Origin of the sequence: Ochrobactrum sp. SFR4 (assembly GCF_019730395.1) — a bacterium.
Lineage (GTDB): Bacteria > Pseudomonadota > Alphaproteobacteria > Rhizobiales > Rhizobiaceae > Pseudochrobactrum.
Genome location: NZ_JAAPBB010000819.1, coordinates 1 through 269, shown reverse-complemented (window position 1 = coordinate 269; position 269 = coordinate 1). Strand labels below are relative to the sequence as shown.

Here is a 269-nt window from a genome sequence, read left to right as displayed (position 1 = left end):
ACTATAATGTACGGATCTACGGAAGTTGCGTAAATGCAGCTTACTATGGCCGGATAAATGACAAGCCGGTTTCTTTAAGAAAAGGTGTGGCTACAACGGGTTCTGACGGCAAAACAAACGGCGCATTAGCACCTAATCATTTGGTTTGTATTCAGGCAGTTGCGCAAGTGAATGCGACTGACATGGAATATTACGTCATGGCGCTTCCGATGGATTACGGGCCGGAATGTAAAGGCGAAGAATTGTGTAAAAAGCCTCAGCCTCTTGCA

At 45.7% G+C, this 269-nt stretch carries 1 pseudogene; it reads left to right on the top strand.

Annotated elements, in window-relative coordinates:
* Window positions 1-269 (top strand): annotated as a pseudogene (locus tag HBA93_RS21365) (hypothetical protein); the annotation flags it as partial.